This is a genomic window from Bowmanella yangjiangensis (genome assembly GCF_017255015.1).
Classification (GTDB): domain Bacteria; phylum Pseudomonadota; class Gammaproteobacteria; order Enterobacterales; family Alteromonadaceae; genus Bowmanella; species Bowmanella yangjiangensis.
The window spans coordinates 1-7,242 of the sequence record NZ_JAFKCS010000045.1 but is presented as its reverse complement, the minus strand read 5'-3'; the positions used below and the strand labels follow the sequence as shown (position 1 = coordinate 7,242).

General features: G+C 58.6%; 9 protein-coding genes. 1 reads left to right on the top strand and 8 read right to left on the bottom strand.

Annotated features, from left to right (window positions below):
• The 8 genes from J0A65_RS20700 to J0A65_RS20665 form a co-directional block, all read right to left on the bottom strand.
• Window positions 1–105, bottom strand: a 105-nt coding sequence (locus J0A65_RS20700; RefSeq protein ID WP_206596240.1) for a pilin, incomplete at its 3' end; no start/stop codon positions are given.
• A complete protein-coding gene (locus J0A65_RS20695; RefSeq protein ID WP_206596237.1) occupies window positions 92–439 on the bottom strand; it encodes a PilY2 family type 4a fimbrial biogenesis protein in 348 nt (115 codons plus the stop codon). The genes J0A65_RS20695 and J0A65_RS20700, both read right to left, overlap by 14 nt.
• Window positions 440–441: 2 nt before the next feature.
• The gene (locus J0A65_RS20690; RefSeq protein ID WP_206596236.1) at window positions 442–3,915 is read right to left on the bottom strand and encodes a pilus assembly protein; all 3,474 of its coding nucleotides are present in this window, start codon (window positions 3,913–3,915) and stop codon (window positions 442–444) included.
• Between the two features lie 13 nt (window positions 3,916–3,928).
• Window positions 3,929–4,492: a pilus assembly PilX family protein gene (locus J0A65_RS20685; protein WP_152487966.1), complete on the bottom strand. Its 564-nt coding sequence runs from the start codon at window positions 4,490–4,492 to the stop codon at window positions 3,929–3,931.
• Window positions 4,489–5,259, bottom strand: a complete 771-nt coding sequence (locus J0A65_RS20680) for a PilW family protein (protein ID WP_269814692.1) — start codon at window positions 5,257–5,259, stop codon at window positions 4,489–4,491. Before J0A65_RS20680 ends, J0A65_RS20685 begins: the two co-directional genes overlap by 4 nt.
• A gap of 7 nt (window positions 5,260–5,266) precedes the next feature.
• Entirely contained in the window at window positions 5,267–5,848 is a 582-nt protein-coding gene (gene pilV, locus J0A65_RS20675) for a type IV pilus modification protein PilV (protein WP_206596235.1), read from the bottom strand.
• An 8-nt stretch (window positions 5,849–5,856) separates the two neighbouring features.
• The gene (locus tag J0A65_RS20670) at window positions 5,857–6,426 is read right to left on the bottom strand and encodes a GspH/FimT family pseudopilin (protein ID WP_206596234.1); all 570 of its coding nucleotides are present in this window, start codon (window positions 6,424–6,426) and stop codon (window positions 5,857–5,859) included.
• Window positions 6,427–6,507: 81 nt separating this feature from the next.
• Window positions 6,508–7,020 (bottom strand): GspH/FimT family pseudopilin, encoded by a 513-nt coding sequence (locus J0A65_RS20665; protein ID WP_206596233.1) that lies wholly within the window; start codon window positions 7,018–7,020, stop codon window positions 6,508–6,510.
• Between the two features lie 105 nt (window positions 7,021–7,125).
• Between J0A65_RS20665 and J0A65_RS27485 the strand changes: the two genes are divergently transcribed.
• The coding region (locus tag J0A65_RS27485) for an FAD-dependent oxidoreductase (RefSeq protein ID WP_206596238.1) at window positions 7,126–7,242 on the top strand (117 nt) is incomplete at its 3' end.

The window sequence follows — 7,242 nt, the reverse complement described above, 5'->3', positions numbered from 1 at the left end:
GTACTGCTGGTAACTGGGAATGGCAATGGCCGCCAGCACACCAATGATCATCACTGCAATCATCAGCTCGATCAGGGTAAAACCCGAGTTCTTAGTTCTGTTCATTCGCTCGCTCTCTCAGCAGTTCCTGCACTTCCTCGGGGCTCGGTTGCAGCAAGATGGCGACCGACTCGATCTTGGCAATGCTACCTGACTCGGTTCCGGAAAACGCGATGACGGTGCCTATCTGGAGCTGATAGATCACCGGACCGGCATTGACCAGCAGGCTCTCGGTCACCGAGTTGGGCAGCAGGTAAGTGCGATCATCGATCCTGATCTTGGACTGTGCCAGGTTTATGTCCTGCACGGCGCCAGCGGCTTCAAAGGTTTGAGCCTGGGCCGAGGCATGGGCCATCCATAGCCCACACACGCTGACAAATATGAAAAAGAACTTTTTCATTGTTACTCTCCCAGTACTCGCCAGGTCTGGCGGCCTCTTGAGGCGGGACCGAAGTCCAGCACTTCCTTCTGAACGCCACCATCGGTGTTGAAGAATGCCTGAGTCCCCACGACCGCTGGGGAGCCGAAGCCCGGTATGCGAACACTGGACACGACCTGGCCGTTGTAGGAGTCGTCTGCGGTCACGTAGTTGTTGCCGGTCAGGTCGAGCACGTTGAAGTCAGTGGCCCCACCGGTGCGACCGTCGATTGCCAGGAACCAGCGGTCGATGCCCGAGCTGCATGGGTCCGAGTTCGGCACCGTGGTCGCTGCGAGCAGTACGTTCCCGCGCGATGTCAGCGGCGTGGTGACGAGCTCCCCTTTCAGCGTGTTGCCTTCCTTCAGGTCCAGGAACCAGCCGTACTTGTTGACGTTGGTGCCATTCATCCACTGAATGGGGTTCTTGCTGATTGTGCGAATTTCACGGCTGCGGGACGAGCTGTTGTCACTGTCCGTGAAGGTACTGGTTACCGAGGTGCTTATCGTCTGGGCAACCAGGTTGCTGCGTGCCACGCTTGGCGTTGAGCTGGCGGTTTCCCCGGCCGTCTGGCGATCCCATATGCCATAAAGTGACATCGCGACGGAGGTATTGGCCTGAGAGTCCGTGGTTTCGAAGTACTTGCCGGTACCAAAGCCCACGATGTAGCCAGTGCCCGATGGGTGGCGAACCAGCGCCGGTGCTGCGGTGATCGGCTGTCGAGTCGAGCCGTCACTGGCAAGAGCCGTGTACAGCGGGTTTCCGCCAAACGCGACCTTGAAAGTGCTGGCGTTGACATTGGCTGTGTTCTGCAGTGGTGACGATTTGCTGGCATCGAACAGGTCGAAACGCCAGAGGTTGCCAGTGAGATCGCCGGCATAGACGTAGTCGGTGACCAGGTCCCCGTTGATGTCTACAGCCCTCGGCGAGGACAGGCCATTGATGGTGCCGGCGGTGCCCACCGTGAATTTCCGGGTGACCGTGCCATCAACTGCATCAAGAATGAACAGGGCCGCGCGGTCGTTGGTGCTGTTGTAGCCGTTGGCGAGGATTACGCCCCACTTGCCATTGTGCAGTTTGCTGATGATGGGTTCGGGAAAGGTGAAGCCAAGGTCCGCATCGGCAGTGGAGCTGAACTCCCACAGCAGCGAGATATTGTTGGGGTCGGTGATGTCCAGAGCGAAAACCGAACGGCCGCCGCCACGCAGTGTGCCGACCAGAATGGTCCTCCAATTCGTGCCGTCGAATATGTCACTCACTACGGGCGTGCCGTCAACATAGAACTGGTGGGTGTAGCTCTTGTCTGTCAGCAGATTGAGCTTTTCGATCACCGCCGTTGGTACATAGGCAAATACTTCGCTGCCCGAGGCGTCGAACGCATGCAGCATGCCGTCATTCGCGCCAACGTAGATCCGTTTGGCCCGGTTGGCCTTGCTGAGGGCGAAGTTGTTGTAGGACTGGGCGCCAGAGCTGCCAGCGGCCTGGTCCATCAGGTTGGGCACCCGGTCTGGCGCTCCTACCGCAATCGGGCTGGAGTGGATGATGTCCCCCAGCAGGTGCTCCCGAGTGCGGAACGTGCTGGTCTCCAGGCTGCGGTCGCCGCGGATATAGTTCACGCGGGACTCCCCGCGGGTATCTGCTACCCCAGCAGCGGTACGATTGAGCGTCGTTTGCTGCGCCGTGGACAGATTGCTCCACAGGAACGGCTGCAACGTCCCGTTCTGGTTGAACATGATGGTGCGCGATGCAGGTGAGCGACTGTTCAGTGGGTCACGCGCATTCCAGGCAAACGTCAGGAGTCCGTTGCTGTCCACGTCATACTTGACCAGTTCGCCGCTCCAGTTCTTGCTGGAAAAGCGTGCGTAGTAGGCCTCGTTGTCGAATGTGGCGACTGCCGACTCCAGCGAGGCCGCAGAGGCCGATGTATCGCGGGCGGCAATGCGATTGAGGATGGTCTGGAAGGCCGCCACCATGTCGTTCGGCGAGTCGACGCTGAAGAATTCGCCCCTAGAGTTGAGTGCCGCGTGCCACAGCTCGTACACGTTTTGCGATTGGTTGCTGGCCGGCTGAGGCCAGTCTACGAGTCCCTGGCGCAGGCGGTCATAGTCGCCTTCGAACGTACTGCCGCCCCAGGCTGGGTTGGTCAGGCTACGAGTCAAGCCCAGGCCCAGCGTATAGGTCACCATATGTTGCCAGGTGGCCGGGTTGTTGCGAGGGTCCCAGTACTGGGTCGCTGGGTCGGCGTTGGTGGCCGGGATGAAGGGTTTCAGGCCGTTCGCCAGGTTCGTATTCGCATCCTCGGCCCAGTATTTGAATGCCAAGTCTGCCAGGGTGTTCTCATCGTTACGGCTGGCACCGTCACGGAACGGCGCTCTTGCTGTATAGGCTGTACCATCAGGCAATGTTCGGCCGGTCCCGTCGGTATCACCCACATCGGTGGATAGACTCCCATTCCACAGACCATCGGTCATTAAAATATGGTAGGTGGAGCGGCAGGAATACTGTGGTGACGTTGTTGTGCCAGGGGCATAGGCCCAAGGGCCGTTGACGCCGGTAGTCGAGAGAAAGTTACCTGCCCGCTGAGCTGCGGCGCGTAGGGGGGTGCCCCCACTTGCAGGCAGATCGGCCAACCAGGAGAAGAAGCCCTCGCGATGCTGGTTGGCAAAGTTGCGCAGGTAGTTGGAATAGCTGTTGTCGGCGCCGCTGCAGTTGCCAGAACCAATGCTTCTGCAAGTGTTGAGCATCTGCCAGGTGACGCGGACGTTGTCGGGGAGTGACAGGAACGCCAGATTGGCGGCCGAGGCTGTCGCTAGCGTACGAGTCCTGTAGAACGAATACCAGTTCGCGAAGTTCTGCTGTTCGGCACTGCTGACCCACACCAGCCGGTAACAGTCATCGTCTTCAAGTGTGCCATTACAGTTACTGAGAGAGTTGTCGCGAACGTAATAATATGCGGCAGATGCCCGACCGGTTCGGTTGAAATCACTTGAAGGGTGATTCGCCTGGCTCTGGGAGGTGCTGTCCGGTGTATGGGTAGTCGTTACGAGGTAGTTGTTTGAAAGATTTATAGAGCCCAGGTTGGGCTTGAAACCGTTGATATAGGCCTGTGTATAGCTGGTGGTGTATTCCGTTGTAGAAATCAACCCCGTGCGACTGTTGAAGGTCACGCTCTTGGGGCGGGCGTAAGTCGTATTGGGGTTGTAGTACATCGGGTTATAGTCCGATGATCTGAATCTGCGGGTCGTAGACCTTCCCGAGATGCTATCCGGAGCAAAGGCATAGGCCATGGAACCGGAGTCGTCCAGCGTCACCAGCAGGTTGGGGGCAACACCTTCGGTCAGGAACAGCGGTTCCTGACCGATAGTCAGTCCAGCCGCCTGGGTCGACTGGGCAGCCATGAGCATGGCGGTTACCAATGCACTACTGAGCGCTGTCTTGGCTGTGAATTGTGTGGTCTTCATGTTTGACTCCGATTCAGTAGCGCTGAACGGTAACGGATTGCAGGGCAGTCATGGTGCGGCTGGAACGACCCTGTGATGAGGCGTTGACCTCATAGTAGTAAGGGCCGACACCCCGGCTGCGCAGGTTCGGGTCAGTCACCTCGACCCGGCCGCTGGAGTCGATCAGATCAAAGCCCAGCAGCGCTGTTTGCCAGCGGGGGTCGCTGGCTACGTTGAGTTCTGTTGTGTTGCTCGTCGAACCCTTGTAAGGAATCGCGTTTGCTGCGGTCGTCCACCAGGACCAGTCGAGGTACGGAATAGAGGTGGAGGGGGTCGCACGGACGCAGAGCACCGTCTGACCTGCGCAGTTCGCCGAAGTCGTGGCGGGGCCGATACTGGCGGCAAGGCGGGTTTCGCCTTCGCGAAGCGCTGATTCGGCACCGTTGAACGACGCCTGTTGATCGCGCAGATTGCCAACGATGCGTTCTTCCAGCGTGACTTCTCTCATGCTGGAAATGGCCAGAACCGTAATGATCAGGAGCAGTATCAGGCTGATCAGCAGCGTGGCGCCACGTTGCTTGTGAGTTGCGGGAATCATGGCGCGATGTTCCTCAAGGTCGTTGTGCCCTGTACGGAGCGATAGAGCCTGCTGTCCGAGGGTGTCGTGGCGGCGGTGCTGGACAGCGGGAAGTAATAACTGTCGTTGCTCAGGGCGACGTTGGTCGAGGTGCTTTCCAGCAGCGTGGCATAACGAACGGCAATGACGTCGCTGAGACTCGGGACGTTGTTGTAGGGCACGTAGGCGTCTGCAACACGATCAGCGCCCTGGCTGTCGATGCCGTATTCGAACTGAATCTGGCTGACGTTCTCCAGCAGCGTCGCGGCTGCACTGAATGTGCCCGTGCCTGATCTCACGGCACATTGCAATTGGCCCGCTGTCGTTCTTTCTATCTTGACCGTGACAGGCGTATCACTGGTGATCGTGTTGCCTTGGCAGTCACGCTCACTGTTGGTCGCACGCTGATAGCGCATGCATATGCCCTGGCCGTTGGTGGTCGGTCTGATGACCTGGCCAGCGGCAAATGCCATGCAGCCGTTGGTGGCCGCGACCGCAGGGAAGATGAAGTCGCGGGCATCTTGTGGCGTGCGACGATATCCAGCCTTGTAGAGCTGCTGTTCCAGCAGTATCAGAGAGAAACGGCTGCCCTCCTGGTTGGCGGACTGGTTCTGCTGGTAGATGTAGTTGCGCTTGTTGTCTATAAAAATCTGCGTGATACCGAGGATCTGGAAGCTGCTGATCGCCATGGCGATCAGCAGCTCGATCATGGACAAGCCTCGTTGTTGGGATGGTGTCAGGCGTTGCATGGGCACCTCAGGGCTCGAAGCTGATTTGGTAGTACTCGCGACGATTTCCGGCATCCACCAGGTTGTCGTCAGCGAAAGGCGTATTTGCCGGGCAGTCGGTGTTGCGGCTCAGCCAGCCGACACGGATCTTTATGGCCGATCCCTGGTTGTCGCAGGCTTCGCTATCCGGGGTTCTATCCCGGCAGATGATGAAGGTGGCCAGAGTGGCGTCGTCGATCGGCAAGCTGTTGCGCACCTGCTGGGTCCACAGGAACAGGTGATCGGTCGCCATTTGTGCGGCGGTACAGCCCGTGGTCGTTCTGCAGCTGGCTTCACCGGCGGTGGGGAATGCGCCAGACGCTGCCTTGTAGTAGTTGGAGGAGCTGAGCAATTCCCCGCTGGGGCCGATTACCGCGCTTCTATTGCCACGAATCAGCTCGATCAGGTCGTTGGTCAGCATGGCCGCGGTATTGCGCTGGTTGGCATCCTGGGTGTACTGGATCGTCTTGCCTTGCATGGCGACGAGTCCAAGCACACCGATGCTGATGATTACGATGGCTACCAGCACCTCGACCATGCTGAAGCCTTTCTGTGATGTCTTCGCGGGCATGTGCATTCTCACGGCGAACAGGTAGTTGGGGCGGCTGTAGGGGTTGTGACACGCCCACTGGGCTGGACTTCTATCACTCTGGCCAGGGACAGATCACCGTCTTCGCAGAGGACGATCTGTTGCGCTGTGGTAGTGGCCAATGTGCCGTTGGGTCTGAAGGAGAGCCAGGAGGCTGCGCCACTGGTCGATTTCGCCGCGAGCTTCGGTTGGCCCGAACCCGCATGACTGCGCAGCTCAGTATCGGTGGATGAGTTGTAGGCCCGGTTGGCGGTGGTGTTGCCCGCCACGAAAATACGAATTCCCTGATCCCAGCGGCCACTTTGCCCGGACGTGTTCTCCACGATAACCAAGCGATTGCGGACGACCGCCTCGCTCCTGGCATATTGCAGCTGGCTCGTCAGCTCGTTGGTCGCGCTTTGAACCCGGTTGGTGGCCATCAACTGCTGAAGATTGGGCATCGCTATTGCCGCAAATATTCCAATGAGAATCAGGACGATCAGGAGTTCGATCAGAGAAAAGCCCTGCACCGACAACCGGGAGGTTATCGTGCGGCCTGAGCAGGAAAGGGCATTGGGCATACTGGCGTGCACTTTATTGGAGAGTGTTTGCTCAGTTTGCCAAGTGCCGATCCGACTGTCTTTTCAGGCGGGATGATCGGTTTAACTGCCGGTATGATCGGTCATGCAGCAGGCCGCTCGCTCCGTTGTCGACGCCAGGCGCACCCGGCCTTGGCGGTTGATGACCACTTGCCAGACGGGTATCTGCTCTCGACACAGAGCGAAGCGCCCGTTGCTTGCGGGAGCGGTACCATTTGGGACGTAGCGAATGTCCTGACTGAAGCCGCTCCAGCATACGGGAGTGGTTTCGTGAGGCAGATAACGCTGGTGAACACGGTTGTCGTGAGGTGTGACGACCAGCCAGTACCTGGCCCATCGTCCATCGCAGGTATCACCATCACTTGAGCCGCATAGGACGTGGGGGCGCTGTGTTGTGACTGAAAGTGTTCGGGCCTGTGACAGGAGTGCCAGCAAGGTGTCTCGGGTAGCCTGCTCTCGGTTGTTTCGAGCCAGAGATCCCAGGGTTGTGGGCAGGATGCTGATGAGAACGGCAACGATGCAGGTAACCGTCATCAACTCTACAAGGCTGAAAGCCTTTTGTTGATTTTGATCCATGGTGCGATTCCTTTTGCACTTATGATCTGAGGCCTTCCTGGCCTCTCATCGGTTCTACAGCAAGGCTGGGTATTGTCAAATCGTCGTTCGGTATAAGGGGGCGCAGTGGGGGCTGATGTAGTTGTTGTCGGTGGCGGGGTGATCGGTTTGCTGAGTGCCTGCAACCTGGCGTCGGAGGGAGCTCGGGTGGTTCTGTGTGAGGCGGCCTCGCAGGTCGGGTCG